Here is a 26,470-nt window from a genome sequence, read left to right on the forward strand (position 1 = left end):
CAAATGGCTCGACCGCGGCGTCGGCGGGTTCGGCTATCGCTGGCTCCGCGTCACGTAGGCGGCGGTGCCTGCGGCTGCCGCGGCCAGGGTGGTGAGGAGCGTGCGATGGCGCGAGGCCCAGACCTGGTAGCTGCGGGCGGTGGAGCGGTCGTCGAAGACGCCGTGAGCGCCGTAGTCGCGGCCGCGGCTGTCCGCTGGGCTCCAGAGGTTCGCGGCCTGCTCGTTGGGCAGGTCGGTCTGCTGCGACTGGTACCCGGTCCGCGCCAGGTAGCGGTCGAGGAGGCCGGCGGCGAACTTGTTCGCGACGATGGTCAGCGCCGTCGGACCGCCGACCCAGTACTCGCGGCGTCGCGGATGGTCGGCCGCGTAGACGATCGCGTCCGCGGCGACCTCCGGCTGGAAGATCGGCGGTACGGGTTGCGGATGCTTCGGCAGCCGTGACAGGACCCACGAGAACTGGGGCGTGTTCACGGCCGGCAGTTGCACCATCGTCACGCGGACGTGCGACTTGTCGTGCAGCAGCTCGCAGCGCAGCGAGTCGTGGAAGCCCTGGATGGCGTGTTTCGCCCCGCAGTACGCCGACTGCAGCGGGATCCCGCGGTAGGCCAGCGCCGACCCGACCTGCACGATCGTGCCGTGGTCGCGGGGCTTCATCCGGGCCATCGCGGCCCGGGTCCCGTACACATACCCGAGGTAGGTGACCTCCGTGACCCGCTTGAACTCGCTCGGGTCGATCTCGTCGAACGGCGCGAACACCGACGTGAAGGCGACGTTCACCCAGACGTCGATCGGCCCGAGCTCCTTCTCGACCTGGTCGGCCGCCGCCTGCACCTGACCGTGGTCCGCGACGTCGAGCGGGATCGCCAGCGGCACGCCGCCCGCGTCCGCGACGTCGCTCGCCGCACCTTCCAGCCCTTCGCGGCCCCGGGCCAGCAAGGCGACCCGGTCCCCGCGCCGGGCGAACTCGACAGCGGTCGCCCGCCCGACACCGCCACTGGCTCCGGTCACCACAACTACCCGTCCCACGTGCTCCTCCTCAGTGAGTCCTCAGTCAGTCAGCGGCCTGGCGTTCGAAGATCTCGGTGATCTCCTCGACCGACAGTTCCTTGGTCTCCGGGATGAACGAGTTCACGAACAGCAGCGCGATCGCCGACAGGACGGCGAACAGCACCATCAGCCAGGCCAGCCCGAAGCCGTTCAGCATCGTCGGCACCAGCAGGATCAGTGCGAAGTTCGCGATCCAGTCCGCCGCGGCGCCGAGTGCGGCGGCCCGGCCGCGGACGGCGGTCGGGAAGTACTCGCCCTGGATCAGCCAGCCGGTCCCGCCGACGCCGATCGCGAACGCGGCGATGAAGACGTCCAGCCCGATCATGATCAGGATGATCCGGGTCAGGCCGCCGGTGAACGCGACCCCGGCCGCGCCGATCAGCATCGCGACCGACATCACGGGCCCAGCCGGTCCGAGGTCGGGCCGGCGGCGAGCGCGCCGATGGACGCGCCGGCCACCAGGTAGCCGAGCGCGAGCGAGCCCAGGCTCCAAGGCAGGAAGTGTTGACGACGGACCCGATGCTCGTGGTGTCGTACCCGAACAGGAACCCGCCGACGGTGGCGAGCAGGGTCAGCGACCAGTAGAACGAGGTCGGCACCCGGGTGTCGAGGTGGTCCAGCACTCCGGTGGCCGATTCGTGGTGCGGCGCCACGATGCGCCTCCTTCATCGATCCGGTATCGCCCTCCCGGTTGACCGCTAGGGAGCACTCGAAACGCGTTTGCTGCAATGTGCCCCGGGTACCGGCCGGACGGTCGAGGTCTGGAGGTCGCAGGTGGCGATAGACGTGGAGATCGACAGCATCCGCACGCCCGACTGGTTGCGGGGCGCCCTGGAGGCGGCTGTCGACGGCGAGGTGCGGTTCGATGCCGGGTCGCGGGCGACGTACTCGTGCGACTCGTCCAACTACCGGCAGATACCGCTGGGAGTCGTGGTGCCGCGGACGGTGGACGCCGCCGCGGTGGCGGTCGAGGTGTGCCGGAAGGCGGATGTACCGGTGTTGTCGCGGGGCGGCGGGACCAGCCTGGCCGGGCAGACGACGAACGCCGCGGTGGTGATCGACTGGACGAAGTACTGCGACCACGTGGTCTCGGTCGATGCCGCCGCGCGGACCTGTGTCGTCGAGCCGGGGATCGCGCTGGACGACCTGAACCGGGCGCTGGCTCCCGACGGGCTGATGTTCGGGCCGAAGCCGTCCACACATCAGAGCTGCACGATCGGCGGAATGGTCGGCAACAACTCGTGCGGTGCCAGTGCGCAGGCCTACGGGAAGACCGTCGACAACGTCCGGCGGCTCGAGGTCCTCACCTACGACGGTGTCCGGATGTGGGTAGGTCCAACAGCTGAGATTGTCGAGGGCAACGACCGGCGGGCGGAGATCTACCGCGACCTGATCGCGTTGCGGGACCGGTACCTCGGCGAACTGCGGACCGGCTACCCGCACATCCCGCGCCGGGTCTCCGGCTACAACCTCGACTCGTTGCTGCCGGAGAACGGCTTCGACGTCGCGAAGGCGCTCGTCGGCAGTGAGGGCACCCTGGTCACGGTGCTGCACGCGGAGCTCGACCTGGTACCGGTTCCGAAGTACCAGGTGATGGTCGTGCTCGGCTACCCGAGCCTGGAGGACGCCGGTCGCGCCGTACGCCGGATCCTGCCGCACCAGCCGTGGCAGCTCGAAGGGCTCGACCAGGTGCTGATCGACCTCGAGCACGACGAGCACACCGTCGACACCGCGATCGAACGGCTGCCGGAAGGCCGCGGCTGGCTGACCGTACAGTTCGCCGGCGACACCTTCGAGGAGGCCGACCGGGCCGCGCACCGGCTGATGGACGACCTGAAGGACGACGAGGCAACGATCAGCTATTTCGACGATCCGGGCCGGGAGCAACAACTGATCGAACTCCGGGAGGCCGGTCTCGGCGCGACCGCCCACCCAGCCGCGAAGCACGACAACTGGGAGGGCTGGGAGGATTCCGCCGTCCATCCGGACGACCTCGGCGACTACCTGCACGATCTGCGCGAGCTGCTGAACCGCTTCGGGTACGACGAGACCGAGACGTCGCTGTACGGCCACTTCGGGCAGGGCTGTGTGCACACCCGGATCCCGTTCGAGCTGCGCACCGCGGACGGCATCGCGCAGTACCGCGACTTCGTCCAGCAGGCCGCGCGGCTGGTGAAGCGGTACGACGGGTCGCTGTCCGGGGAGCACGGCGACGGGCAGTCCCGGGGTGAGCTGCTGACCACGATGTTCGGGCCGGAGCTGGTCCGGGCGTTCGGCGAGTTCAAGGCGATCTTCGATCCGCGGAACCGGATGAACCCGGGCAAGATCGTCGACCCGAACCCGCTCGACTCGCACCTGCGGCTCGGGACCGGGTTCGCGCATCCGCCGCTGCCGAGCGAGTTCGCGTATCCGCACGACGACGGGAAGTTCAGCAAGGCGACGATGCGCTGTGTCGGGATCGGGCTGTGTCGATCCAAGACGGGCCGCCAGTCGTCATCGGCGGACGGCGAGGTGATGTGCCCGTCGTACCTCGTGACCCGCGAGGAGGAGCACTCGCCGCGGGGGCGGTCGCGGCTGCTGTTCGAGATGGTGCGGGGTGAGGTGATCCCGGACGGCTGGCGGTCGACCGAGGTTCGCGACGCGCTCGATCTGTGCCTGGCGTGCAAGGGCTGCAAGGTCGACTGCCCCGTCGGGGTGGACGTGGCGACGTACAAGGCCGAGTTCCTGTCGCACCACTACCGGCACCGGCTGCGTCCGATGGCGCACTACTCGATGGGCTGGTTGCCGTTGGCTGCGCAGCTCGCGAGTCGCGCGCCGAAGCTCGTGAACGGTGCCACTCAGACGCCGAAGCTCGCGACGCTGCTGAAGCGGGCGGGCGGGATCGCGGACGAGCGCGCGTTGCCGGCGTTCGCCGAACAGTCGTTCACCAGTTGGTTCTCGGAGCGTCCGCCGCGGCCGGGACGCCGGATCGTGCTCTGGCCGGACACCTTCACGAACTTCTTCCATCCCTCGGCCGGGCGCGCCGCGGTCCAGGTGCTCGAGGCGGCGGGGTACCACGTGACAGTCCCGGAGCGCCCGGTGTGCTGCGGGCTCACCTGGATCTCGACCGGTCAGCTCGGCATGGCGAAGCGCGTGCTCCGGCGGACGGTCGACGTACTGCGCGACGACATCCGTGCCGGCGTACCGGTCGTCGGGCTGGAGCCGTCGTGCAGCGCGGTGTTCCGGTCGGACGGGCCGGAGTTGCTGCCGGACGACGAGGACCTGCGGCGGTTGTCGGCCCAGTTCGTGACGTTCGCCGAGCTGCTCAAGGACTGGGATCCGCCGCGGCTCGACGTCCACGCGATGGTGCAGACGCACTGTCACCAGCATGCCGTACTGACGTCCGACGCGGACCTGATGCAGCGCGCGGGTATCGACCGTGAGCAGCTGGACTCCGGGTGCTGCGGCCTGGCCGGGAACTTCGGGTTCGAGCGCGGGCACTACGACGTCTCGATGGCCGCGGCCGAACGGGTGCTGCTGCCGAAGGTACGGGCCGCGGGCAACGACACCGTGATCGTCGCCGACGGCTTCAGTTGCCGAACGCAAATAGAACAAGCCACCGACCGGCGGGCCGTACATCTCGCCGAACTCCTGGCAGGAGGATTGCAATGAGCACGACAGTTGCCGATTTCGTACTCCAGCGCCTGCGCGAGTGGGACGTCGACCACGTCTTCGGGTACGCCGGGGACGGTATCAACGGGCTGCTCTCCGCCTGGCAGAAGGCGGGGAACGAGCCACGCTTCGTCCAGGCCCGGCACGAGGAGATGGCCGCCTTCGAAGCGGTCGGCTACGCCAAGTTCACCGGCCGGGTCGGCGTCTGTACGGCGACCAGCGGGCCGGGCGCGATCCACTTGCTGAACGGGCTGTACGACGCGAAGCTCGACCACGTGCCGGTGGTCGCGATCGTGGGACAGACGGCCCGCAGCGCGATGGGCGGCAGCTACCAGCAGGAGGTCGACCTGCACACGCTGTACAAGGACGTCGCGTCGGACTACTGCGAGACCGTGATGGTCACGGAGCAGCTGCCGAACGTGCTCGACCGGGCGATCCGGATCGCGGCGGCCCCGCCGTACCGTGACCGCGCTGATCATTCCGTCGGACCTCCAGGAGCTCGAGTACACGCCGCCGTCGCACGCGTTCAAGATGGTGCCGTCGAGCACGGACCTGAGCTGGTCGGCGCCGGTGCCCGCGGCGGATCAGCTGGACCGTGCGGCGGAGATCCTGAACGCGGGCTCGCGGGTCGCGATCCTCGTGGGGCAGGGTGCGCGGGGTGCGGCCGACGAGGTGACGGAGCTGGCGGAGCTGACCGGCGCCGGGGTCGCGAAGGCGCTGCTCGGCAAGGACGTGCTGCCTGATGCGCTGCCGTGGGTGACCGGCTCGATCGGGTTGCTCGGCACGCGTCCGTCGTACGAGCTGATGATGGACTGCGACACGTTGCTGATGGTCGGATCGAACTTCCCGTACACGCAGTTCCTACCGGAGTTCGGCAAGGCCCGGGCGATCCAGATCGATCTGGATCCGACGATGATCGGGATGCGGTACCCGTTCGAGGTGAACCTGGTCGGCGACGCGGCGGGGACGCTGCGCGCACTGATCCCGCTGGTGCAGCGCAAGACGGACCGGTCGTGGCGGTCGGGGATCGAGAGCAACGTGCGGCGCTGGTGGGAGGTCATGGACCGGCGTGCGCACACCTCGGCGGACCCGATCAACCCGGAGCTGGTGTTCCACGAGCTGTCGGCCCGGTTGCCCGCGGACGCGATCCTGGCGTCGGACTCGGGGTCGGCGGCGAACTGGTACGCGCGGCACATCCGGATCCGTGGCGAGATGCGTGGCTCGCTGTCCGGGACGCTCGCGACGATGGGGCCCGGGGTGCCGTACGTGATCGGCGCGAAGTTCGGGCTGCCGGACCGGCCGGCGTACGCGCTGGTCGGCGACGGCGCGATGCAGATGAACGGGATCAACGAGCTGATCACGATCGCGAAGTACTGGAAGGACTGGGCGGACCCGCGACTGGTGGTCGCAGTCCTGCACAACAACGACCTGAACCAGGTGACGTGGGAGCTCCGGGCGATGGGCGGGTCGCCGCAGTTCCTGCCCTCGCAGGAGCTGCCGGAGTTCCCGTACGCCGGGTACGCGAAGCTGCTCGGGCTGCACGGGGTGATGGCGGAGAAGCCGGAGGAGGTCGTGCCCGCGTGGGAGGAGGCCCTGGCGGCGGACCGGCCGTGCGTCGTCGAGTTCCGGACCGATCCCGCCGTACCGCCGATCCCGCCGCACGCGACCTGGGACCAGCTCGAGAAGGCGCTGGAGTCGATCGTCCGCGGTGACAGCGATCGCGGCGCGATGATCAAGGAGGGCGTGAAGTCCAAGATGCAGGAGTTCCTGCCCGGCAAGTCATGATCGAGTCCGTGACCGCCTCGGCGTACACGATTCCGACCGACGCGCCGGAGGCCGACGGGACCTTCGCCTGGGACAGTACGACGCTGGTCCTGGTGGAGGTCTCGGCCGCCGGCGTGACCGGGACCGGGTGGACGTACGGGTCGCCGGCTTGCGCCACTGTCGTCGCGCATGACCTGGCGTCGGTGGTGCAGGGCCGGGACCCGATGGACGTCGGCGGGTCCTGGAACGCGATGCGGTCCGCGCTACGGAACATCGGCCGGCCGGGCGTGGCCGGGATGGCGATGTCGGCGGTCGACTGCGCGCTGTGGGACCTGAAGGCGCGCCTGCTCGGGCTGCCGTTGCACCGGTTGCTCGGGGCGGTGCACGAGAGCGTGCCGGTGTACGGCAGCGGCGGCTTCACGACGTACGACGACCGGCAACTCGCGGACCAGCTGACCGGGTGGGTCGCGCAGGGGATACCGCGGGTGAAGATCAAGATCGGGGAGAGCAGCGGGGCGCGCGAGGACCGGGACATGGTGCGGGTCGCGCTGGCGCGGGACGTGATCGGCTCCGCGGCCGAGCTGTACGTGGACGCGAACGGCGGGTACACGGTCGGCCAGGCGTGCCGGGTGGCTTCCCGGCTGGCGTCGTACGGCGTGACGTGGTTCGAGGAGCCGGTGTCGTCGGACGATCTCGCCGGGCTCGGGGCGGTGCGCGATCAGACCGGGATCGACGTGACGGCGGGGGAGTACGGGTACGACCTGGCGTACTTCTCGCGGATGTGTCCAGTTGTCGATTGTCTACAATCGGACGTGACCCGTTGCGGCGGGATCACCGAGCTGCTCCGGATCGCCGCCGTCGCCGAGTCCCACGGCCTGCAGTTGTCCGGTCATTGCGCTCCCGGGCTGCACCTGGCCCCGCTGTCCGCCATACCCAACCTGCGCCACCTCGAGTGGTTCCACGACCACACCCGCATCGAGTCGATGCTGTTCGACGGCCTGCCCACCCCGTCCAACGGCACCGCGACCCCACCGGACTCGCCCGGCCACGGCCTGACCTGGCTCCCACCGGCGGCCACGACCTACCGGGTCGCCTGAGCGCCCAGCCGATCGCAGGTGGCTTCACGTCGTCGCTCACCAACCCCACCAGCCACCGCCGGCCGCTCCCGCCGCAAACCCCGGGCCGGGGGACCTGACCGAGCACCTGCTGTGGTGATCCGGGTGGCCGCCGATCTGCGGGCGCCGATCGGGCCACTCGGGTGGGGTGTTCCTGTCAGCCGACCTCCCAGCCCGAGCGGCCTCGAGGCCGCGCACGCTGTGGAGGCGTTGCACAGGTACTGGTGTGCGCACGTCCAACACAAGAGTCGCAATAACCTGTCCAACGTCCGCGGCGCGCGGGTCCACCCCCGGTCCCGGCGCGCGGGTCCACCCCCGGTCCCGGCACGATTGCACCCCACAGCGCTCCACCCACCGGCACCGGCCCACCGGCAAACGGCTCGCCCGGGCCTCCCCGCTCGCACCGCCTCGCTCGCGCCGCCCCACTCGCGCCGCCTCGCTCGCGTCGGCTCGCTCACGCCGTACCCGTCGTACCCCGCCTGCCGTGTGCGGGGCTGGTGCCACTTGCGCGACCTTGCCTCGGCAGTCACGGTCGGTACGGCGGCCGGTGTACTGCCCGGGATCGCCCGCACCGCCCGGAGTACTCGTCTCTGTCGGCCGACACCCCTGGCCGAGGCAACCTTGTGCACCAGGTCCATGCGGTACGGCGCTCGGCGGACTCGGTGAACTCGGCACGGACGGGGGTGGGCTCTCGGCGTCGCGACGTGGGGTTGGCCGGGCGAGCATTCTGTGCGGTCGGCCAGCTGCGCAAAGCAGGTGAGGCGGCGGGGTCGGGTGTTAGGTAGCGCGTTTGTTCTGCGGTGCAACGAGCCGTTGTTGTGAGGTCAGTCGGCGAGGAGGGTGCCGAGGGGGCCGAGGTCCAGGTTGAGGTCTTCGGGGGTGAGGTCGAAGCGGGTACGCAGCGACGTGACGGCCTCTTCGAGGTGCATCAGGCCGAGACCCAGTTGCTCGATCTGGTCCGGAGTCAGGCCACCGTCGTCGATCCGGCGCAGGGCCTGGCGCTCCATGAGCTGGCGGACCAGTTCGACGATCGTCAGCACCAGCCGGAACAGTTCGCGTTCGACGTTCTCGGGGTCGGCTTCGATGCGTTGCGGCAGCCTCATCGGGCCGGCTCCCCGGTGATCGACCCGGTGCTCGTTTCCGTGCTCGTGTCCGTGCTCGTTTCGGTGCTCGCCTGGGTGATCGTCCGGATCAGCGCGGCCAGCCGGATCTCGACCAGGTCGACGTCGGCCAGCGAGATGACGATGTCGCCGGCCAGCACGACGCCGGAGCCGAGCAGACGGTCGAGCAGGTCGACCAGTGCGATCTCTCTCACGCCGGCTCCAGGGATGTGAAGGAGTACGGCGGCCACGGACCGTCCACGGTCAGCCGGACCTCGGGTCGGTGTCCGGCGAACTCATCGACGGCTGCCCGGAACAGTTCGGAGTCCCGGTCGTCGACCAGGTAGGCGCCGTTCAGGATCATCGGCTCGTCGTACCCGGTCAGTCGCCGGTCCTGCGGCGGCAGCCGGCGGCATGCGTCGGCGGAGCTCGCGATCCGGTGATGGATGTCGTCGGCAACGGCCTGTGCATCCACGGCGGATCGGTGTCGCTGGCCGAGCTGGTCACGGCGGCGCATCAGGTACGCCGTACCGCTCGCGGGCCGGGTACTCGCCGCGGCGCTGGACTCCGCGGCAGGCTCCGGCGTGAGGAAGGCCTTGACGGTCCATTCGCTGCGGCCCGCGACGCGGTCCAGGGCGGATGCGAGTTCGTCGTACAGCGAGATGAGCCGGGTCCGGACCGCCTCGTCGGTCGTGCAGATGGTCGCGAGCCGGAACGGAGCGACGGCACCGGTCGCGGACCAGGCCGCCCGGACCACCCGATCGTGGACCCGCGCCACCTCCTCGAGCCAGCCGAGATCCTCGAGATGCTGTCGCAGCGGGACCTCGCCGAACTCCTCGAGCTCGACAGTGCTCACGATCGCCTCGAGGTCCTGCCAACCGACGACGCGCAGTGGTGCGTCGCGCAGCCCGTGCAGTCCGGTGAGATCGCCGACCGCGCGGCCTGCGGCGTAGATGTACGAACCGGTGTCAGTCCTGCCCGTCACGTTCGGCCTCCAGTTCGCCGACCCGGCGGCGGAGCCGCTGGAGTTCTTCGGCGTCCGCCGAGCCGGACAGCATCGGATCGCGGGTCCACCAGTCGATGCCCATCTCCGCCGCCTTGTCGACCGAGACCAGCAGCAGCCGGATCCGGATCGTCAGCAGTTCGATGTCGAGCAGTTCGACCCGGATGTCACCGGCGATCACCACGCCCTTGTCGAGGACGCGTTCCAGCAGATCCGCGAGGCTCTCGGGTTCGGGCCGGGCCATTCCATACCCGCCGTACCCGCCCAACGGCTGTCTCTGAACGGTGCTCATGGTGTCACTCCTCGATGTGCCCGCGGACGTAGCGGGTCAGCCGGCGGTAGGACAGGAGCTCGCCGTTGCTGCCGGCAACCAGCTCGTAGACCGCGAGGACGTCGGTGGTCTCCGGGATCCGGTGCGACTCGACCACCTCGACCTGCACCTTCCACGTACGATCGCCGTCCCGCTCGACGGCGACGACGCCTTCCGGCCGCTGTCCGATCAGGTCCGCGAGCTCGCCGGCCGACCGGAGCACGACCTCCCGCAACGGCACCCCCTTGCTTCTGGGCGTATCCGAAGTGCCAGGACGTGCTCTGGCCGGCGCACGGTTCGCTGCTGTCTTCTTCGCCGTGGACTTCCGCGGAGGCGCCATGTCCGATCACCCTGCCCTTCCGGTGCTGCCCTCGATGAGCCTGTCGACCAACTCCTCCTCGAGCGCGTCGGCCTCGGCCTCGTCGAGCACGCCGGAGGCGCGCAACCGGTCGATCTCGTCGAGTTGCTGCCGGATCCGGTCGGGGTCGTAGTACTCCTGCAGGGCCTGCCGGCGAAGCTGATCTGCGACCGCGACCGTCATCCGGATCGGTGCCAGTGGCAACAGCAGTACGCCGGTCAGCAGTCCCATGATCAGAGCTCCGTGACGAAGTCGTACGGCGCGGTCGGCCCGACCAGCTTGATCCGGACGCGCCCGTGGAGGGCGCGGGCGACGGCTTCCGCGGCCTGATCGAACTGTCCCGCCCGGCGGTCCTCGACCAGGAACGCAGCGTCGACCAGCCGCTCGACATCCGTGGTCGGCTGCCGCACGCTGTGCGCGACGGCGTGTTCCGCGATCGGCTCCAGCACGATCGGTGCGTCGGCCGCGCGCTTGTCCTCCAACGCGGCCGCCACGAGTTCCCCGAGCCGCAGCCGGGCGTTCAGCGTCATGTCGTCCGACGTACCACGGGTCTGCCGGTGGAGGTCGGCGATCTGCGGGTCGTCGGCAACGATCTCGGCCAGCACCTGCTGCTCGTCGTACCGTGCGTGCAGCGTGTACTGCGACGTACCGGTCAGACTTTCGAGAAGCGGCACGAGCCGGTCCTCGGCGGCATCGAGCAGTTGTACGGCGGCCGGGCGGTCCTCGACCACGGTGCCGAATCGGAGCGGGACGATCGCGGCTCGTTGCGCGACCGCGTCCAGCACCTGGCTGTGAGTCAGCAGGTGCCGTCGCCGCCCGAGCCGGTGGTCGGTGGGCAACTCGCTGACGACGGCGGCCAAGCGGCCGCTGCGTACGATGTCCACCGGCCGGTCGTCGATGCCTTGCAAGTCTTCGGGCGGTTTCACGTCGTCGAACGCGACGCCGTACACGTAGAACAGGCCGCCGGTCATTCGTCCGACCTCCTCCTGCGGGATGCCGACGGGCGCGGTCTGCGCCGCGGCCGGCGTTCCTCAGGTTCCTGCTCCTGCTCCTCGTCGTCGTCCTCGCCGAACAGAGCGTCCTTGGCCGCATCCTTGGCGCCGCTCAGCACGCCGCGGGTGCGCCCCTCGGCGCCGCCCTGCTGCATGCCCTCGACCGCCTCCGGCAGGCTCTCGCCGCCGTGCTCGTACAGGTCGAGCCGGTTCGTGGCCTCCGCGAACCGCAGGTACGTGTCGACGCTGGCGATGACGATCCGGGCGTCGACGGTGACGAGTTCGATGCCGACCAGGGAGACCCGGACGTAGGCGTCGATCACCAGGCCCTTGTCCAGGATGGTGTCGATGACGTCGGCCAGGCTGCTCGGTGTGGGCCGCTCGAGATAGCCGCCGGAGCGGCGCTGTCCAACCGCCGAAACGGTCATGAGTTCCTACCTCTTCCAGTCGTTGTCCAGTCGTAGTGGTCAGCTCGCCCTGCGGGACGGCCGGTCGTCCTCGTCGTACTCCGAGTCGTCGTACTCGTCCGACTCCTCGTCCTCGTCGTCATAGCCCTCGTCGTCCTCGTCGTTGACCTCGTTCTGGTCCTCGTCCTCGTCCCACTCGTCGTCCGGCTCGCCCTCGTCCGTACCGTCGTCGTAGCCGTCGTCGTAGTTGTCCTCGTCGTCGTACTCGTCGAGGTCCTCGTCGTCCTGCTCGTCGGCTTCGTCGTAGCCGTCGTCGGCGTCGTCAGGGGCGGATTCGGGCTCCTCGCCGTGGCCGCGGGTGACCTGGGAGTCGTGGATCTCGCCGCGCCAGCCCTCGAGCTCGTCCTGCTCGAGGATCGTCCGGGTCATCACGTGCCGGCGGAAGTGCTTCAGCTCCAGCCGGGCGCGGCGGCCCTGGGCCCGCCAGATGTTCCCGACCCGTTCGAACAGGCCGCGCGGGTAGTACTCGAGGACCAGCAGGATCCGGGTCAGGTTCGGTGCGAGGTCGTGGAACGTGACGCTGCCGTCGACGTGTCCCTTCTGGCCCTCCGACCGCCAGACGATCCGCTCGTCCGGCACCTGATCGAGGATCGTCGCGTCCCAGCTGCGGTGCGACCAGACGATCTTCGCCCGCCAGGTGAGCTTCTCGTCGGATTTCTGCTCGACGCTCTCGACCTTCTTCATGAAGTCCGGGAACTCCTCGAACTGCGTCCACTGGTCGTAGGCGACATCGACCGGTACGCCGACGTCGATCTGCTCGATGATGCTCGTCGCCTTCGTGGCCTTCCCGGAGCTGTTCCCGCCGCTCCCGGAGCCGCCGCCGAGCTTGTCCTTGACTCCCGCGACGCCGCCCTTCAGCGCGCCGGCGATCATCGAGCCCTTCAGCCCGCCGCCGGAACCGCCGCCGGAACCGCCCCCGAAGCCGCCGCCGCCCGCGACGTCCGTGAGCCGATCGGTGAGGTCGCCGACCTTGTCGGCAGCCGCGTCGATCGCCCGCTCGGCAACCGCCGCCAGCGCATCCTGCAACTCGTCCTTCAGCCGGTCGACCGGCAGTTCGTCGACAAGCGAGCGCACCCCGCCGGCACCCGCCCCATCGCCGGCCGCTGCTTGACCCCTGCCGCTGTCCCTGCCTGTGTCCCTGCCTGTGTCCCGGTCCCTGCCGCGTTCCCTGTTACCGCCGTGGTCCCTGCCCGAGTCCCGGTCTCCGCCGCGTTCCCGGTCACTGCCGCGGTCCCTGATGCGTTGTCCGGCCATGTCCGGTCACCTGCGCTTCCGGGAGGAGGCGGTCGCCTTCTTGGCCGCGGTCTTCTTGGCCGCAGTCTTCCTGGGCGCGGCAGACGCCGTCTTCTTCGCCGGAGCCTTGCTGGTGGACTTCCGCGAGGAGGTCTTCTTGGCGGCGCTCTGCTTCGCGGGCGGGCGTTTCGCCGTGTTCGAGCTACTCGACCGCTTCGAAGTCGAGGCGGCCGTGGTCTTCCGGCTCGTCCGCTTGCGAGCGGGAGCCGCGTCCTCCGCGGCATCACCGCGAGCCGATGTCCCGCGGCCCGATCCGCCCCGAGCTGACGCTCGGCCGGATCTGTCCCGGTTCGACGTTCCCCGGCCGGATCCGTCCCGGTTCGACGTCCCGCGGCCTGATCCGCCGCTCCGCCGACCGGAACGCCCGCCGCCGTACGCGTTACCGTCCGCGTCATCCTCGGCGTCGTCCTCGGCGTCATCCTCAGGGCCGTCCGCCTCGGCGTAGACCTCGTCGGCCGTGTCGTCGGGTTCCTCGTCGTCGTATGGCTCTTCGGTGTCGTCGTACTCGTCCTCCGACTCGCTGTCCGACGATCCACCCGACAACAGGCGGTCGGTGCGGGTATGGATCGAGTCGCTGACCCGGTTGAGGCCTTGGCTGGCGGCGGCGACCGCTGCCTCGCGGCCGGCGTGGAGCAGTTTGCCCCGGACCTGATCGGACAGCCGGGACAGTTCGGGGTTCCGTTCGACGAGTTCGGCCAGCTGGCCCGCGATGGCGCGCGGATCGGTCGCGATCCGCTTTCCGGCCAGCAGCCCGCCCACCATCACAGCCATCCGGAGCTTCTTGGTCCGGCCGAGCAGGTACCCGCTCGCGACCGCCGCGGCGATCTTCGCGGTCGTTTTCATCGCATTCTCCTCACGAATTGTTGCCCAAGGCCACAGATGGCCTACTCGTCGATGTTGCGTCGCTCCCGGACGGACACGTGACCGGTGTGTGACCACTGGCTCGCGAGCACCCCGCCGAGGGCGAGAAAGAACATCGAAACTCCGATCCCGATCAGCGGCTTGTACCGTTGACGACCCCCGTGGTCCGAAATCTGCGGTACCCGGAGAATCCGGCCCGAAACGCCGTCCGGAGCACTTGGAAACCGGATAGTTCAGGACTCGCTCGTAGCTTCACGCAATGTATTCAGTGGGCATTTGTTTGTTTCATACGATCGTTTTCCCGGAATGCCGCCAGAACCCGATCCGGATGTCCGCATGATTGAAAGTCCCTGGCATCGGCCCGGCCAGCCGTGCGCGGGTGGCGGGAGCGACGTCGATCCCGTACTGCGCGGCGACCTGGCTGACCGCGGCACTGGTCGTCAGGAGTACGACGTTCCGTCCGGGGCAGGCGGCCGGGCCTTCGCTGAATGGGATGATCGGCCACGGTCCGTCGGTCCGTCCGTCGAGCCATGCCGCCGGCTCGAAGTCGTTCGCGAAGTCGAGCGCCTCGTCGTCGCGGTGGAACACCGAGCTGACGATCGCGAACTCGGTCCCGGCCGGTGCGATCCGGTCCCGCCAGACGGTCGGCTCGAGCGCCTGACGAAGTACGACGAGGGTCGTCGGCCAGAGGCGCAGTGACTCCTGCACCGCGGCACCTGCCTGCGCGAGCAGCGGCGAGGCCTCCGGGCGGCGTGCCTCCGCGACGATCGTTTCGAGCAGCGACGGACGGGTTCCGAGTACTGCGAACAGCCGCCAGAGCGCGATGCCGGCCGCGTCGAACGCGAACAGCCAGTGCGGTACCTGGCCGGCGGGATCGAGGGCCTGGGGGCGCCGGTCGAGGGATTCGACAAGGCTCCCCGGCTCGGCCTTGGCGACGTACTGCGTGACACCGCTGAGAAAGCGGGTGCGGAGTTCGTCGTGGTTCGGGCCGAACTGGGCCCAGTTCGCGTCGGCGCGCAGCCGGTCGAGGTGCGCGGTGAGTTCGACGTCGTCGCGGGCCGCGTCGCCGAGGACGATCCGGCGTACGACGCGGGACCAGATCGCGCGGAAGTCGTTCCAGCCGAGCGTGGCGTGCAGGCCGTCGAGTTCCTCCTGGACGACGTCGACGAACCGATGGCCGTGGTGATGGACCGGTTGGTGGCTGTCGAGCGCTTGCTCGTTCAGCTCCCGGCGCGGGGCGCGCAGCGACGAATGGGTGACCAGGACCGCGTGCGGCTGGAAGTGTGTCAGCGCGCCGACCTTCTCGCCGGTCGCGGCGGCGAACGGTTCGGGCGTCTCCGCGAGCAGCCGGTGCACGTCCTCGGCGGCGAGCACGAGCGCGATCGTGCGGCCCGGAAGGCGGAGCAGTACCGGACCGTCGCCGTGCTTGTGCCGCAGCTCCCGCACCCGGCGCAACGCGCGGTCGTCGGCGTGCAGCCGCTCGGCCAGGGTCCCGAGCCGGGGTCTGCGAAGAATTGGTCCCTGGGCGACGACCGGTCCGATCACGTCCCGCAGGATTCGGCCGCAGTCCAGTGTGGAGGCAAATGGCAGAAGTGTCGGCATGTCGCTCAGGTGTCCGGTCAGCGAGCGCCGAAACACCTGGGTTTACCCCGAACCGGCCCGGGCACCGGAAATCCCGGCACGGGGATTCGACCCGCCGGGATACTCCCGGCTCAGCAAAGGGGAAGGGCCATGGGATTCATTCTGTGGATCATTGCCGTCATTCTGGTGATATCCGGGATCGTGTCGATCTTCCGTGGCGCGGTGCTGTGGGGCATTGCGCTGATCGTCATCGGTCTCCTGGTCGGACCGGGCGGCGTCAGCATCTTCACCTGACCGCGCCCCCGCCGGCTCAGGCCCGAACGCCTTCTCGTTCAGCTTCACGGTCATACCCGACCGGTGCCCGGCTACGCCGACGACCAACCCGACGATCGACCACCGCACGTCAGGCTGGTTCTGACGAGGACAGGTTGGGCACCGGAGGGCTGCCGGCGGTGCCGGCCCTGAACCCGGAGGCAGACATGACCGACACGGTGGCCAAGGCTGACGAGAATGCGCACATGCCGTCGGACGTCTCGGGGCGGCCGGGATTCTTCGACCGGTTCGCGACCGCGGCCTCGAACTTCGCTTCCCGGGCCTGGTTCTTCGGGCTCTGCGTCCTTCTGGTCGTGGTGTGGGCGCCGTCGTACTTCGTCATCGGCACGCTGGACACCTGGCAGCTGATCATCAACACCGCGACCACCATCGTCACGTTCCTCCTGGTGGCGCTGCTGCAGAACTCGCAGAGGCGGTCCGACGAGTCCGTGCAGGACAAGCTGAACGCCGTTGCGGCGGCGATGGCCGCGCTGATGGAGCAGCAGGCCGAGAACTCGCCGGACCTGCGCGACGCGTCTCGGGAACTTCGTGATGCGGTCGGCCTCGAGGACCGCGAGAAGAGTTCCTGATCGGTTTGAAGGAGCTGCAGCCATGAACCACGACGAGAGCCCGGTGCTGGACGCCCTGGCGGCCTACCACCGGCAGGACTACGCGAACTTCTGCCCGCCCGGCCACAAGCAGGGCCGGGGCGCCGACCGGCCGGTCCTGGAGGTCCTCGGCGCCGACGTCTTCAGGTCGGACCTGCTGGCGACCGGTGGGATGGACGACCGGCTGAGTCGCGGCAAGGTGCTGGAACGGGCGCAGGAACTGATGGCGGACGCGGTCGGCGCCGAGCAGGCGTTCTTCTCGACCTGTGGCAGCTCGCTGTCCGTGAAGAGCGCGATGATGGCCGTCGCGGCACCGGACGACGTGATGCTGATCGGGCGGGATGCCCACAAGTCGGTGATCGCCGGCCTCACGCTGACCGGGATTCGTCCGGTGTGGGTGCGGCCGCGCTGGGACGCCGAGCTGCACCTCGCCCATCCGCCGTCGCCGCACGCTTTCGAGCAAGCGTTTGAGGAGCATCCGGACGCGGTCGGCGCGCTGGTCACGAGTCCGTCGCCGTACGGGACCTGCAGTGATCTCCAAGGGATCGCCGAGGTCTGCCACCGGCGCGGGAAGCCGCTGATCGTGGACGAGGCGTGGGGTGCGCACCTGCCGTTCCACGACGACCTGCCTACCTGGGCGATGGACGCCGGCGCCGACGTCTGTGTGGTGTCGATCCACAAGATGGGAGCCGGGTTCGAGCAGGGGTCGGTGTTCCACCTGCAGGGCGGCCTCGTCGACCCGGTCCGGCTGAAGCAGAGCGCCGACCTGTTGTCGACCACGAGCCCGAACGTGCTCTTCTTCGCGGCGATGGACGGCTGGCGTCGGCAGATGGTCCGCAACGGAACCGAGTTGCTCGGTACTGCGTTACGGCTGGCGCGGTCGGCGCGCGCCGAGATCGATGGGCTGCCGGGCCTGAACGTGCTCGAGGAGCGGCTGGTCGCGAAAGAGGCGTCGCACGACCTCGACCGGCTGCAGATCATGATCGACACGCTGGACGCCGGGATCTCCGGCTACCAGGCCTCGGACTGGCTGCGCGCCGAGCGTGCGATCAACGTCGGCCTGTCGGACCACCGGCGGATCATTGCCCAGTTCACTTTTGCCGACGACGAGAAGTCGGCGGACCGGCTGGTGACCGGGCTCAGGGATCTCACCCGTACGTCGCTGCCGACGCCGCGGTCCGTTGTACTGCCGCGGCCGGAGGATCTCGAGCTGGAGTCGGTGATGTCGCCGCGGGAGGCGTTCTTCGCCGCACAGGAGGCGGTTCCGTCCGGGGATGCGGTCGGCCGTACCGCCGCGGAGCAGCTGACGCCGTACCCGCCCGGCATCCCCGCGATCCTGCCGGGGGAGCGGATCACCGCGGGCGTCGTGGACTACCTCCGCACCGGCGTCGCCGCGACGATGGCCGTGCCGGACGCCGCCGACCCGTCGGTCCGCACGATCCGGGTGGTTCGCGCGGGTTGAGACGCGTCGCCGCGCGCCGGACGGGGACCGGCTGGACCTGCGATTCGACGGACGGGTGATCGACCAGCTGCGGCGACGTTCTTCGACTCCGACGGCGTCGGCGGCCTCGAGGGCGTGCCCCGAAGCTCCGCCATATCCGCGCGGGTCGGCGCGGACACGGTCTGGCTGCAGCAGTTCTACGTCTCGTCGTACCTGGATTCCGGGTACGACGTGGTCGACCATCGCGACGTCTCCGCGCGGTTCGGGACGATGGCGGACTCAGAGAACCTGGCCGAGCGATGCCATCGGCTCGATCTTCGGGTGATCGTCGAACTCGTCGTACCGCGACTACTACGTCGGGCGGCCGAGTCGCGCGACGATCCGGCGTTGCCCGGGCCGGTGCTCCCGGGGGTCGAGGACTCGATCTGGACGTACGACGAGCACGCCGGAAGGTACTACCGGCAGACGTTCTACCGGCACGAGGCGGACCTGGACGTCGGCCGACCGGAGGTCCGCGCGGAGATCGCCGGGATCATCCGGCACTGGCTGGACCGCGGCGTGGACGGCGTCCGCGTGGACGCCGTGCCCTACATGGTCCCGCAGGCGGCACTGACCGACGAGCGCGAGGACGGCTACTGGTTCCTCATCGAGCTGGCACCCGGGTGGTGGCGTCCGCCCTCCCTGCGGTCGCCGGATCCGACTACCTGCAGCTGATCTACGCGTATCCGCGGCATGCCGCCGAGAAGAACGAGTAGCGCTCACCGGCGTGTCCTCGGGTCGTCGCGGGTACCGGCATGGGGCGATCCGAGGAAGGTGAGGCGGCAGTGAGGTTCATGACGTGGAACGTCTGGGGACGGCTCGGTGACGGCTGGTTGCGCCGCCAGCGGGCGATCGCCGAGACGGTGTGTGGGCAACGACCGGATTTCGTTGCCCTGCAGGAGATCTGGAGCAGCGACGGTGAGGCGCAGGCCGGTCTACTCGGGCTCGCGCTCGGTATGACGCCGGTCTTCGCACCGTCCAGGATGCCGCAGGACCCCGATCCCGGCGTACAGCTCGGGCTGGGAACGGATAGCTTGCGCTTCATCACCGGTTGCCTGGACTGGGAGGGGGACGATCAGCGGGAACGCTCCGCCCAGGCCACCTCGCTGGCCGCACTGGTGTCGGAGCTCAAGACCGGTGGCGACGAGGACCACGGCCGCCCGCCGTCGGACCACTACGCGGTCGTCGCCGACGTACCGGTCGGCTGAGCATCATGCGACTGCGCCGCAGCCATCCGGACTCCGAAGGTTTCCGCCGCCGGCGCCGCGGAACGGGGTTCAGCTACCTCGATGCCGAGGGCAACGTGATCGACGACACCGACGTCGTCGAGCGGATCCGGACGCTGGCGATCCCGCCGGCCTGGACCGAGGTGTGGATCTGTCCCGTTCCGAACGGGCACATCCAGGCGGTCGGGACCGATCAGGCCGGGCGGCGGCAGTACCTGTACCACGACGACTGGCGGGTGACGCAGGACGCGGACAAGCACGATCGGGTCCGTCAGCTGGCCCGGAAGCTGCCGGCCTTCCGGGAGGCGGTCGACGCGGACCTCGATACGAAAGGCCTGCACCGGCGGCGCGTGCTGGCGGTCGCGTTGCGGATGCTGGACTACGGCGTTTTCCGGACCGGCAACACGCGGTACGCCGAGGAGAACGGCAGCCGGGGCGCGGCCACGTTGCTGCGCCGGGACGTCCGGGTCAGCCGGGGCCGGCTGGTGTTCGACTTCCGCGCGAAGGGCGGGCAACGCCGTACTGTCGAACTGGACGACGACAAGCTGGTGGCGGCGGTGCGTTCGCTGAAGCGCGGCCGGCATCAGAGCCCGCGGCTGCTGGTCTTCCGCGACTCCGACGGGTACCACGAGATCGACGCCGGCATGATCAACGAGCGCTTCCACGAGCTGGTGGGCGACGGCTTCACGGTCAAGGACCTGCGGACCTGGACCGCGACGGTACATGCCGCGGTGGATCTCGCCGAGGCCGATCCTCCGGCCACGAAGCAGGCGCTGAACGCAGCCGTCAAGGACATGCTCGAGGAGGTCTCGGACCACCTCGGCAACACTCCGGCGGTGGCGCGTTCGTCGTACGTCGATCCGCGCGTCGTCGAGCAGTTCGAGCACGGCCGGACGATCGCGGACACGGTACGACGCGTCGGCGACGACCTCGGCGACGAGGACGCCCGGGCGGGCCTGGAACGATCGGTGAACAAGATCCTCGACCAGGACGCCCGCGAGTAGGTGAGGGGGGTGGCCCACGATCTGGCACTCGGCGCGGCCTTCGCCGGCACCGTTCCCGGAACCATCGGGCTGGAGGAGGAGCTGCTGCTGGTGGACCGGAGGAGCTGGCTGCCTACTGCGGCTGCGGACATGCTGGACGACATCGGCGATCCGCGGATCAAGCAGGAGCTGCCCGCCTGCCAGGTCGAGATCGCGACCTCCGTGTACAAGGACCCGTCCGTCGCGGTCGAGGAACTACGCCGGTGCCGGACGCGGCTGTCGAAGGCTTGCGGCCCGGGGCAAGCCGTGATCGCTGCTCCGGTTCATCCGCTGGTCGACGGTCCCGTCGAGCTGTCGGCGACGGCGCGAGCAGGCGGCCTCGGCGGCCGGTACCGCGAGATCATCAGGCGGCAGTTGGTGTCGTCGTTGCAGGTCCACCTGGCCTTCGGTGACGCCGACTGCACCTTGGCCGTCTACCACGCGCTACGAGATCTCCTGCCGGAGCTGGCTGCCCTGGCGGGCACCGCGCCCTTCGCCGCCGGGCGGGACACCGGGCTCTGCTCGGTGCGTCCGGTGATCGCCGGGCAACTGCCGCGCCAGGGTGTGCCGCCGATCATTTCGTCGTGGGAACAGTTCGCCGAGGACCTGGAGTGGGCGGTCCGCGGAGGAGCCGTGACCGATCCGTCGGAGTGGTGGTGGGAGCTCCGCCCGCACGTCCGCTTCGGCACACTCGAGCTGCGGGTTCTCGACGTACCGGCGACGACGGAGCGGGCCGGCGCGATCGTCCGGTTCGTGTACGCCCTAGCCGTCAGGCTCACCGACCTCCATCATCTCGGCGAGCTCCCGGCGCCGGCGTCGTCCTGGCGGATCGCCGAGAACCGCTGGGCCGCGCTGCGGGACGGCGTCCACGGCGAGTTGCTCGACCTCCGCACTGGCGCGGCTCGCTCCACCCGGCGATGCCTGCACCACCTCGTCGACGCCGCGGAGCTGTACGCGCCGGGAGGGCTGGACGACGTACGGGCGCTGGTCGACAACCCGCCGGTGGATCACCTGCGAGCACTCGGCCCACATCGGGTCCTGCCGTGGCTCGCGGACGTGTTCGGCGGATGAGGCTGCTCACCCCTTCCTGGCGTCTCCACCCCGATCTCCGACTCGCGGATGCTGACTGAGCGGCAGGGTGTGCGTGCCGTCGCAGAGCGGTGGGATCGCGGTGCGGCCGCAGCGGCACAGGGCGATCGTACGGCGAGCCGCCGGGAGCGGGTCGCCGGTCTCGTCCAGGAGCTCGAAGTCGCCGCGAACCAGCAGCGGCCCGTCCGGGTACGCGCGGATCTCAGTCATGTCCTTGCGGTACCCAGCTGTGGGCGAATCTACGAGATTCCGGCGGGTACCGGTCGAGGATGCAACTACCACCGGCCCGTGGGCCGCTCAGTACCTGGATGATCGACAGTCTCACGCGGGCCGATGCCGTTGCCGTCGAGACCGTCACTTCCACCCGTCCGTACGAGGACGACGATCTTCAGCTGGCGCTCTGGATCGCCTACGAACTGCAGTACCGCGGCTTCGACGACGTCGATCCCGACCGGCAATGGGATCCGGACGTCATCGCCTTCCGTTCGCGGCTGGAGCAGCCGTGGGTCGACTGGCTGGAAGCGACCTGCCGGGTCACGCCGGGTACGCGACCGGTGCCGGTGCAACTGCGGTCGTTGATCGACGGCGCCGACGGTCCGCGACTGGCGCCGTACCTGCGCCGGCATGCGACCCGCGACCAGTTCCGCGAGTTCGTGCTGAACCGCTCCGTGTACCAGCTCAAGGAGGCCGACCCGCACAGCTTCGGCATCGCACGCCTCGACGGAGCTGCCAAGGCGGCGTTGGTCGAGATCGAGGCCGATGAGTACGGCGGCGGCCGGTGCGAGCGGATGCACTCGGAACTCTTCCGTACGACGATGCGCTGGCTGCTGCTCGACGACAGCTACGGCCGCTACGTTCCCGACGTATCGGCTGTCACCTTGGCCGTGTCGAACGTGATGTCGCTGTTCGCCCTGCATCATCGCTGGACGGGCGCGCTCGTCGGCCATCTCGCGGCGCTCGAGATGACGTCCACGCTGCCGAACCGGCAGTACGCGACCGGCGCGATCCGGCTGGGCGCTTCGGAGGACCAGGCCCGCTACTTCACCGAGCACGTCGAGGCCGACGCGGTGCACGAGCAGATCGCCGCGCACGACCTGTGCGGCGGTTACGTGCAGGAACATCCCGAGGCGATCGGCGATGTCCTGTTCGGCGCGCGCTGCGCCCTGACGGTCGACGATCTCTTCGCCGGTTATCTGCTCTCGCGGTGGACCGGCCCGGTCGAGCGGCGGTGCGGGTGAAGGTCACAGACATTCACGAGCACCTCGCAGCCGCCGTCCGGGAAGCGGCCGGCGGCGGTAGTCGGCTTGATCGTTGCTCCCGTGGTCAGCTCACCGTGTGTTCGAGGGCGCGCGCGAGCGGTTCGGCGGCGTGGAGCGCGAGCACGTGGGCGACGGTGATCGAGTCCGGGTCGAAGCCGTGCGGCGCCTCGTCGTACCAGGTGAGAAATCCGATGGTCCCGCCAACGGTGTCCAGACGCGAGCTCAGCACGTTCCGGAGGCCGAGTTCGGTCATCGGGCGGTTCCAGGCCGGCCATCGGGACTCGCGGGCGGTGTCGTCGACCAGGATCTCGGCCGGACCGTCCGGGCGGGCCAGGGACGACCAGCACGGACCCTGCCGGACGGCGACCTGCAGGTGGTCGGCCCGGGCTGCCTCCGCGTCGGTCGCTCGCCCGCACCGCAAGGTCCGCCCCCGGCCGCACAGCATCAGGCCGGCATGGCGACATCCGACCGTGGGGGCGGCGAACTCCACGATCGCGTCGAGGAGCTCACCCGGGTCCCGATCCCGCAGTCGTGCCGCCGTCTCGGCGAACTCCCGCGCAAGCTGACCGTGCATAGCTGTCGATCCTCCGAAGGCCGGACCGGTGCCGGCGAGCTGCTCGAGCCCTACTGGAGCCCGCAGAGAGCGCCGTTGCTGTTGGCAACGTCCCGAAGCTGACGATCACCGGCCGCTGAAACCCCGCACTGTTGGAGGATCCGTCTCCATGAGACAACCGAACCCACCCGCCGTCAAGCGCACTTTCGTTGTCATCGGGTAGCAGTTCGTTTGTCGGAGACCGCTGCCGGGCACGGACGCGGACCAGCCGGTCACACCTGGGAAGGGAGTCGCTCATGTCTGTCGAGAAGCCGATCGCCAGACCGTGGAGCGTAGGCGATCTGAAAGCGTTGGAGCGGTGTGCCACGGCCGTGCTGCCCGCACTCGTCATCGCGCTGAAACTGGGCCGCGGCGTCCTCGCTGTACAGGGCAAGCGGCCGAGTTCGGCGTACCGCCGGTCAGAGACTGGTCAGAGAATCGTCGACCGGATTCGTCTGAGCTCAGGCTCATCCGGGTGGGTCAGTGCTTCAGTTCGCCGTTATGGGTGACGAGCATCAGGATCGGTCCGGCGATCGCGACGACGCAGATCACGGCGTACGACAGCCAGGCCATCGGTCGCGCGACGATCCCGCTGGCGTGTTCGCCCATCACCTCGCGGTCCTGCGAGACCCGGACGATCGGATAGAACGACAGCGGCATGGCGAGCGCCGAGACGATCACGGCGTACTCCGTCAGCTGGACCGGATGCACGCGGGTCTGGACGACCGCGAAGCCGATACCGGCCGCGGCCAGCATGGTCGCGAACCAGCGCGGCGCGCCGCGGATGCCCTTCGTCTCGCCCCACGGCCAGCCCTGGTGCTGGGCGAGCGCATACCCGCAGGAGAACGCGCTGTCGATGGTGGCACCACCGATCGCGGCGAAGGCCCCGATGGCGGCGGCGTAGAACCCGATCGGCCCGAGCTCGTGCAGGGCCTGCTGGAGCACGGTCGCGAGGCTGTCCGGGGTGAGCCCCAGTGGCATCAGTTGCTGAGCGGCAACGATCGTCAGGCTGGCCGCGATCAGCCCGCCCAGCGGGAACCCGAGACCCGAGTTGGCGCGGTTGACCGGCAGGTCCTTGGTCGTCCACTTCTCCTCGATGGCGCCGGAGGAGTAGAAGTAGATCTCGTACGGCATGATCGCGGCCGCCGTCATGCCGACCACGAAGTACCAGTACTGCGGCCCGCCGCCGCCCGGCACGAACCCGCGGCCGATCTCGTGCCACGCCGGCCCGTGATGGAACATCGCGATCAGATAGACGACCAGGCCCAGGCCGGCGTACCCGAAGACGCGCTCGATCATGCCGAACGACAGCAGCAGACTGGACGCGACGACGATGAGCAGACCGACGAGCGTGAAGAAGCCTTCGTTCCAGCCGAGGAGATAGTGCAACAACAGTCCGAGGCCGCCGAGCTCAGCGGACAAGGTGATCAGGCACACCGCCAGACCGGCCACCAAGGTCGTCGTGGACAACCATCGGGGGTAGCGGTCGCGGACCAGATCGAAGTTCGCCTTCCGGGCGACGATCGCGACCCGGCCGCTGAGCTCGGCCAGCACGACACTGACGATGACGCCGACCAGGACGGCCCACAGCGTTCGATAGCCGAAGAGCGCACCGGCCTGGCTGTTGAACACCAGCTCGCCGATGTCGACGAAGCCGCCGAGCGCCGCGATGATGCCGAGGGCAACGCCGAAGAGCCGCTTCATGGCGTCATCCTGGCGGCGTCGGCGGCGAGCCGCAGCAGCGTCGCGCGGGCGCTCTGGGCGAGGGAGGTGTCGTCGGGCCGGGTCGCGATCGACCCCAGGGCGGCTCCGATCTGATCGGCGAGCTGCTGCAAATCGTCGTACCGCGGGAGCCGCTGGTCGTAGACGTTCTTCTCGATCTGGCTCGTGTCGTCCTGCAGTTCCTGGGCGTGCGCCCGGGCGAACGTCGGTCCGGCCCGGCCCGCGACGATCTCGCCGGCCAGGACTGCCCCGTCGACGGCGTCGGTGTGCAGGCTCTGCGCATTGATCTGCACGCGGTCGGCGGTCGACTCGCAGCCGGTCACCACCAGCAGGCAACCGAGGCACACGGCAACGACCTTCATGGAGAACCAGTTCCCCGGCGTCACACCCTTCAACCGGCGACTGCGCGGTACCCCGACGGTACCGGCGGGCACCCGGAAGATGCGCGACCTGGATGTCGGCGCGCTGCCGATCTGCGGCGAGGACAACCGGCTGAAGGGCATGCTGACCGACCGCGACATCGGTCGTGAAGTGCGTCGCCGACGGTACGGCGCCGTGGTCCGGGTCTGTGAACAGGTGCCGGTGCCGTTGCACCTGGTATTTCCTGTCCCGGGCCACCACAACCTGTTCAATGCCTCCGGACTCGGCTAGTTGCCTGAGACAATTCCGGCGCTGGTGACTGATGTGTGGGATCCTCCGCGATCCACTGGGCGGAGGTGACGTGGCCGGGGTTGCCGGTCGAGCTGGAGGGTTGCCCACTGAAAATATGAGTGGGCAACCCTCCAGCTTTGTGGGCCGGCCAGCTCAGTGGGCCACATTGCGTCGACGTCGTTGTCGGGTGCTCATCTGCGGACTCACCCGGAGGGACCGGGGACCGACGGGGTTGTTTGCGGGGCTGACGTCGGCGTGCGGCTAGGTCGAGTTCTTGCCGACGTGGAAGTGTTGTTCGTAGACGGTTCGGGCCTGGTCGAGAAGGGGCGGGGTGATCCGTGCCAGCGGGCGGACGTTGACGAGCAGTGGCTCGTGATCCGGGCCGTATCCGGCGATGTCGCCGGTGAGCAGCCACGGGTACCGGCCTTCGGCGTCGCCGAGTTCGGCGTACTTGAAGAGCCGCCGGGCGGTCCACTGGATGGTTGCCCGCGGCCACCACGGCTCCGGCTCGACGGTGGTCACGGACAGGCCGGAGAGGTCCACGTCGGCCTCGTAGTCCCGGCTCGGTCCGGCGCGTGCGTCGGCGTTCGGTCCTTCGGAGTACCGGAGGAACACCTCGCTGCGGGTCGCGACGAGGTCGACCAGGGCCGCGAGGTCGTCGATGTCCGGCGGCTGCGAGAGCGTTGCGCCGGGTGCGAACAGTCCTTGCATGTACTCGCGGCACCCGTGGCGCAGGGTGCATACGCCCGTACGCCGTAGGCACCGACGCAGCACGATCTCGACCTGGGAGGTGCGTCATCGGCGTCGCGGTAACCGCCGTACTGCTCGTCACCGTTGTCCGTATCGCCCAGCACTACCGGACCCTGGATGCCGACCGGGTCCGCGACCCGCGCGGGTGACGGTGAATCCCGCGCTGCTTCCGGTGGCGGTGGTGTTGCCGATCGGCGGCGCCGTACTCGCTCCGCTG

The 26,470-nt window shown here is 69.5% G+C and carries 31 protein-coding genes; 13 read left to right on the forward strand and 18 right to left on the reverse strand.

Features of this window, described 5'->3' with window-relative positions:
• Positions 1–33 precede the first annotated feature (33 nt).
• Complete coding sequence (locus JOF29_RS15235; protein WP_209694851.1) at positions 34–1,026, reverse strand: SDR family oxidoreductase; 993 nt, start codon at positions 1,024–1,026, stop codon at positions 34–36.
• Between the two features lie 25 nt (positions 1,027–1,051).
• On the reverse strand, positions 1,052–1,444 hold the full coding sequence (locus tag JOF29_RS15240; protein WP_209694852.1) for an MFS transporter: 393 nt from the start codon (positions 1,442–1,444) through the stop codon (positions 1,052–1,054).
• A 377-nt stretch (positions 1,445–1,821) separates the two neighbouring features.
• Between JOF29_RS15240 and JOF29_RS15245 the strand changes: the two genes are divergently transcribed.
• The 4 genes from JOF29_RS15245 to JOF29_RS15255 are packed head-to-tail and all read left to right on the forward strand — an operon-like array spanning position 1,822 to position 7,559.
• Positions 1,822–4,698, forward strand: coding sequence for an FAD-binding and (Fe-S)-binding domain-containing protein (locus tag JOF29_RS15245; RefSeq protein WP_307863352.1), 2,877 nt, complete (start codon positions 1,822–1,824; stop codon positions 4,696–4,698).
• Positions 4,695–5,441, forward strand: a complete 747-nt coding sequence (locus tag JOF29_RS43065; protein ID WP_245357603.1) for a thiamine pyrophosphate-binding protein — start codon at positions 4,695–4,697, stop codon at positions 5,439–5,441. The genes JOF29_RS15245 and JOF29_RS43065 overlap by 4 nt, the downstream gene beginning before the upstream one ends.
• Positions 5,338–6,483: a thiamine pyrophosphate-dependent enzyme gene (locus tag JOF29_RS45300; protein WP_307863562.1), complete on the forward strand. Its 1,146-nt coding sequence runs from the start codon at positions 5,338–5,340 to the stop codon at positions 6,481–6,483. Before JOF29_RS43065 ends, JOF29_RS45300 begins: the two co-directional genes overlap by 104 nt.
• A complete protein-coding gene (locus tag JOF29_RS15255) occupies positions 6,480–7,559 on the forward strand; it encodes an enolase C-terminal domain-like protein (RefSeq protein ID WP_209694853.1) in 1,080 nt (359 codons plus the stop codon). Before JOF29_RS45300 ends, JOF29_RS15255 begins: the two co-directional genes overlap by 4 nt.
• An 842-nt stretch (positions 7,560–8,401) precedes the next feature.
• On the opposite strand, the gene JOF29_RS15260 is transcribed toward JOF29_RS15255, so the two are convergent.
• The 11 genes from JOF29_RS15260 to JOF29_RS15310 all read right to left on the reverse strand — a co-directional run bounded on the left by JOF29_RS15260 (position 8,402) and on the right by JOF29_RS15310 (position 15,506).
• The gene (locus JOF29_RS15260) at positions 8,402–8,680 is read right to left on the reverse strand and encodes a gas vesicle protein K (RefSeq protein WP_209694854.1); all 279 of its coding nucleotides are present in this window, start codon (positions 8,678–8,680) and stop codon (positions 8,402–8,404) included.
• Entirely contained in the window at positions 8,677–8,892 is a 216-nt protein-coding gene (locus tag JOF29_RS43080) for a gas vesicle protein (RefSeq protein ID WP_307863354.1), read from the reverse strand. The genes JOF29_RS15260 and JOF29_RS43080 overlap by 4 nt, the downstream gene beginning before the upstream one ends.
• Positions 8,889–9,662 (reverse strand): GvpL/GvpF family gas vesicle protein, encoded by a 774-nt coding sequence (locus JOF29_RS15270; RefSeq protein ID WP_209694856.1) that lies wholly within the window; start codon positions 9,660–9,662, stop codon positions 8,889–8,891. The genes JOF29_RS43080 and JOF29_RS15270 overlap by 4 nt, the downstream gene beginning before the upstream one ends.
• Positions 9,646–9,972 carry a gas vesicle protein gene (locus tag JOF29_RS15275; protein WP_245357604.1) on the reverse strand — a complete coding sequence of 109 codons (327 nt, stop codon included), beginning with the start codon at positions 9,970–9,972 and terminating at the stop codon, positions 9,646–9,648. The genes JOF29_RS15270 and JOF29_RS15275 overlap by 17 nt, the downstream gene beginning before the upstream one ends.
• Positions 9,973–9,976: 4 nt before the next feature.
• Positions 9,977–10,330, reverse strand: coding sequence for a gas vesicle protein GvpO (gene gvpO, locus JOF29_RS15280; RefSeq protein WP_281067238.1), 354 nt, complete (start codon positions 10,328–10,330; stop codon positions 9,977–9,979).
• A 6-nt stretch (positions 10,331–10,336) separates the two neighbouring features.
• Positions 10,337–10,579, reverse strand: a complete 243-nt coding sequence (locus tag JOF29_RS15285) for a gas vesicle protein GvpG (protein ID WP_209694858.1) — start codon at positions 10,577–10,579, stop codon at positions 10,337–10,339.
• A 2-nt stretch (positions 10,580–10,581) separates the two neighbouring features.
• Positions 10,582–11,319 carry a GvpL/GvpF family gas vesicle protein gene (locus JOF29_RS15290; protein ID WP_209694859.1) on the reverse strand — a complete coding sequence of 246 codons (738 nt, stop codon included), beginning with the start codon at positions 11,317–11,319 and terminating at the stop codon, positions 10,582–10,584.
• A complete protein-coding gene (gene gvpJ, locus JOF29_RS15295; protein ID WP_209694860.1) occupies positions 11,316–11,768 on the reverse strand; it encodes a gas vesicle protein GvpJ in 453 nt (150 codons plus the stop codon). Before gvpJ ends, JOF29_RS15290 begins: the two co-directional genes overlap by 4 nt.
• A 39-nt stretch (positions 11,769–11,807) precedes the next feature.
• Positions 11,808–12,881 carry an SRPBCC family protein gene (locus tag JOF29_RS15300; RefSeq protein ID WP_209694861.1) on the reverse strand — a complete coding sequence of 358 codons (1,074 nt, stop codon included), beginning with the start codon at positions 12,879–12,881 and terminating at the stop codon, positions 11,808–11,810.
• A gap of 186 nt (positions 12,882–13,067) precedes the next feature.
• Positions 13,068–13,943 carry a hypothetical protein gene (locus tag JOF29_RS15305; RefSeq protein WP_209694862.1) on the reverse strand — a complete coding sequence of 292 codons (876 nt, stop codon included), beginning with the start codon at positions 13,941–13,943 and terminating at the stop codon, positions 13,068–13,070.
• A 303-nt stretch (positions 13,944–14,246) separates the two neighbouring features.
• Positions 14,247–15,506, reverse strand: coding sequence for a cytochrome P450 (locus JOF29_RS15310; RefSeq protein WP_209694863.1), 1,260 nt, complete (start codon positions 15,504–15,506; stop codon positions 14,247–14,249).
• Between the two features lie 186 nt (positions 15,507–15,692).
• Here JOF29_RS15310 and JOF29_RS15315 point away from each other — a divergent pair, with 186 nt between their 5' ends.
• The 7 genes from JOF29_RS15315 (at position 15,693) to JOF29_RS15345 (ending at position 21,261) form a co-directional block, all read left to right on the forward strand.
• Positions 15,693–15,836 (forward strand): GPGG-motif small membrane protein, encoded by a 144-nt coding sequence (locus tag JOF29_RS15315; RefSeq protein ID WP_209694864.1) that lies wholly within the window; start codon positions 15,693–15,695, stop codon positions 15,834–15,836.
• Between the two features lie 185 nt (positions 15,837–16,021).
• A complete protein-coding gene (locus tag JOF29_RS15320; protein ID WP_245357606.1) occupies positions 16,022–16,444 on the forward strand; it encodes a low affinity iron permease family protein in 423 nt (140 codons plus the stop codon).
• A 22-nt stretch (positions 16,445–16,466) separates the two neighbouring features.
• Positions 16,467–17,924, forward strand: a complete 1,458-nt coding sequence (locus tag JOF29_RS44490; protein ID WP_281067239.1) for an aminotransferase class I/II-fold pyridoxal phosphate-dependent enzyme — start codon at positions 16,467–16,469, stop codon at positions 17,922–17,924.
• A 42-nt stretch (positions 17,925–17,966) separates the two neighbouring features.
• Positions 17,967–18,617, forward strand: coding sequence for an alpha-amylase family glycosyl hydrolase (locus tag JOF29_RS15330; RefSeq protein WP_443667598.1), 651 nt, complete (start codon positions 17,967–17,969; stop codon positions 18,615–18,617).
• Between the two features lie 119 nt (positions 18,618–18,736).
• Positions 18,737–19,150 (forward strand): endonuclease/exonuclease/phosphatase family protein, encoded by a 414-nt coding sequence (locus tag JOF29_RS15335; protein ID WP_245358791.1) that lies wholly within the window; start codon positions 18,737–18,739, stop codon positions 19,148–19,150.
• A gap of 5 nt (positions 19,151–19,155) precedes the next feature.
• Positions 19,156–20,172: a DNA topoisomerase IB gene (locus JOF29_RS15340; RefSeq protein ID WP_209694867.1), complete on the forward strand. Its 1,017-nt coding sequence runs from the start codon at positions 19,156–19,158 to the stop codon at positions 20,170–20,172.
• 9 nt (positions 20,173–20,181) lie between these two features.
• Complete coding sequence (locus JOF29_RS15345) at positions 20,182–21,261, forward strand: carboxylate-amine ligase (RefSeq protein WP_209694868.1); 1,080 nt, start codon at positions 20,182–20,184, stop codon at positions 21,259–21,261.
• A 6-nt stretch (positions 21,262–21,267) separates the two neighbouring features.
• On the opposite strand, the gene JOF29_RS15350 is transcribed toward JOF29_RS15345, so the two are convergent.
• Complete coding sequence (locus JOF29_RS15350; RefSeq protein ID WP_209694869.1) at positions 21,268–21,489, reverse strand: CDGSH iron-sulfur domain-containing protein; 222 nt, start codon at positions 21,487–21,489, stop codon at positions 21,268–21,270.
• Positions 21,490–21,587: 98 nt separating this feature from the next.
• Here JOF29_RS15350 and JOF29_RS15355 point away from each other — a divergent pair, with 98 nt between their 5' ends.
• Positions 21,588–22,517, forward strand: coding sequence for an iron-containing redox enzyme family protein (locus tag JOF29_RS15355; RefSeq protein ID WP_245357607.1), 930 nt, complete (start codon positions 21,588–21,590; stop codon positions 22,515–22,517).
• 85 nt (positions 22,518–22,602) lie between these two features.
• Here JOF29_RS15355 and JOF29_RS15360 read toward each other — a convergent pair whose 3' ends face one another.
• From JOF29_RS15360 to JOF29_RS15370, 3 genes are all read right to left on the reverse strand, one after another.
• The gene (locus JOF29_RS15360) at positions 22,603–23,112 is read right to left on the reverse strand and encodes a GAF domain-containing protein (protein ID WP_209694871.1); all 510 of its coding nucleotides are present in this window, start codon (positions 23,110–23,112) and stop codon (positions 22,603–22,605) included.
• Between the two features lie 498 nt (positions 23,113–23,610).
• A complete protein-coding gene (locus tag JOF29_RS15365; RefSeq protein WP_209694872.1) occupies positions 23,611–24,834 on the reverse strand; it encodes an NRAMP family divalent metal transporter in 1,224 nt (407 codons plus the stop codon).
• Complete coding sequence (locus JOF29_RS15370) at positions 24,831–25,214, reverse strand: hypothetical protein (RefSeq protein ID WP_209694873.1); 384 nt, start codon at positions 25,212–25,214, stop codon at positions 24,831–24,833. The genes JOF29_RS15365 and JOF29_RS15370 overlap by 4 nt, the downstream gene beginning before the upstream one ends.
• Here JOF29_RS15370 and JOF29_RS44495 point away from each other — a divergent pair.
• Positions 25,213–25,503, forward strand: coding sequence for a CBS domain-containing protein (locus JOF29_RS44495; RefSeq protein ID WP_281067240.1), 291 nt, complete (start codon positions 25,213–25,215; stop codon positions 25,501–25,503). The genes JOF29_RS15370 and JOF29_RS44495 overlap by 2 nt on opposite strands.
• A 261-nt stretch (positions 25,504–25,764) precedes the next feature.
• On the opposite strand, the gene JOF29_RS15380 is transcribed toward JOF29_RS44495, so the two are convergent.
• Complete coding sequence (locus JOF29_RS15380; protein ID WP_209694874.1) at positions 25,765–26,214, reverse strand: DUF6098 family protein; 450 nt, start codon at positions 26,212–26,214, stop codon at positions 25,765–25,767.
• Positions 26,215–26,470: the final 256 nt, after the last annotated feature.

This window comes from Kribbella aluminosa (assembly GCF_017876295.1).
In the GTDB taxonomy this organism is placed as follows: Bacteria; Actinomycetota; Actinomycetes; order Propionibacteriales; family Kribbellaceae; genus Kribbella; species Kribbella aluminosa.